The 1,526-nt window shown below is 66.3% G+C and carries 1 protein-coding gene and 2 pseudogenes; all 3 read left to right on the plus strand.

Annotated elements, in window-relative coordinates; genetic code table 11:
• Positions 1–132, plus strand: a pseudogene (locus AB1411_16980) (IS5/IS1182 family transposase).
• A gap of 59 nt (positions 133–191) precedes the next feature.
• Positions 192–1,381 (plus strand): IS3 family transposase gene (locus AB1411_16985; GenBank protein MEW6545285.1). Its coding sequence is split into 2 segments (ribosomal slippage): positions 192–444 and positions 444–1,381, totalling 1,191 coding nucleotides; the frame shifts between segments, so codons are not numbered across the junction.
• Positions 1,382–1,399: 18 nt separating this feature from the next.
• A pseudogene (locus AB1411_16990) lies at positions 1,400–1,526 on the plus strand (IS5/IS1182 family transposase).

Raw genomic sequence — 1,526 nt, forward strand, 5'->3', positions numbered from 1 at the left:
TCTCGCCAGCGCAGGAGGTCCTCCCGCCCAGGTGCTGATCGACAGTTCTGCGGTCAAAGCTCATCGCTCCGCTTCTGGTGGAAAAGGGGGGAGAGCAGTCAGGCGATCGGCCGCTCGCGGGGCGGGCTGACGTGACCCCCTGAAACTCCTCCAGAAATAGCTAGAGTCCGCCCCATGAAAGGGACGGACGAATGAAACGATCAAGGTTCCCGGAAGAGCAGATTATCGGGATCCTGCGCGAGCAGGAGGCGGGCGTGCCGGTGGCGGACCTGTGCCGCAAGCACGGGCTCAGCTCGCCGACCTTCTACAAGTGGAAGGCTAAATACGGCGGGCTGGACGTGTCGGAGGCGCGGAGGTTGAAGGCGCTGGAGGACGAGAACGCCAAGCTCAAGCGGATGCTGGCCGAGGCGATGCTCGACAACGTCGCGCTGAAGGACCTGCTGGGAAAAAAATGGTGACGCCCGCCGCGCATCGGGAGGCTGCGGCGTACCTGCAGACGACCTACGAGATGAGCCAGCGACGGGCGTGCCGGGTGATCGACACCGACCGCTCTAGCGTGCGCTACCAGGCCACGCGGCCGGACGACGGGGCCTTGCGCGAACGGTTAAAAGCCCTGGCCCAGGAGCGACGACGCTTCGGCTACCGACGGCTGCATGTGCTGCTGAAACGCGAGGGCCAGATCGTGAACAAGAAGCGGATCCAGCGGATCTACCGCGAGGAGCGGCTAACGGTGGGCCGCCGCGGCGGCCGCAAGCGGGCGATCGGCACCCGGCGGCCCCTTGAGCTCCCGCTGGCGCCCAATCAACGCTGGAGCCTGGACTTCGTGTCCGACCAGATGACCGACGGCCGCCGCTTCCGCATCCTGACGGTGATCGACAACTGCACACGCGAATGCCTAGCCCTGGTGGCGGATACCTCGCTGTCGGGAGGCAGGGTCGCGCGCGAGCTCGACGCCATCATCGCCCAGCGCGGGCGGCCGGACACCATCGTCAGCGACAACGGCACGGAATACACCTCGAACGCCATCCTCGGCTGGGCCGACGACACCGGCGTGGGCTGGCATTACATCGCGCCCGGCAAGCCGCAGCAGAACGGCTACAACGAGAGCTTCAACGGCCGGCTGCGCGACGAGCTGCTGAATGAGACACTCTTCCGGTCTCTGCCCCACGCCCGCGCCGTGCTGGAGAACTGGCGGCGCGATTACAACGAGCAGCGCCCCCACTCGAAGCTCGGCTGGATGACGCCAAGGGACTACGCCCGCGCCTTATCCGGAGAGTCCGGCGACCGCGCTGCGCAGCCTGGAGGCTCCGCGCGGACGCCTCTTGCCACCCACAACCACCAAGGCTCAAATCAACCCAGGACTCTCGTTATGGCTGGATGAGAAACGGGGGTCACGTCAGGGCGCACGACCAAAATCCATGCGCTGACAGACCGCCACTGCCGACCGGTCGCATTCCTGCTGACCGGCGGACAGGTCGCAGATTGCACCGCTGGAGCGGTTCTGCTGCGCCAGATGTCCAGTGCCC

The organism is Nitrospirota bacterium (genome assembly GCA_040757595.1).
Lineage (GTDB): Bacteria > Nitrospirota > Nitrospiria > Nitrospirales > Nitrospiraceae > JBFLWP01.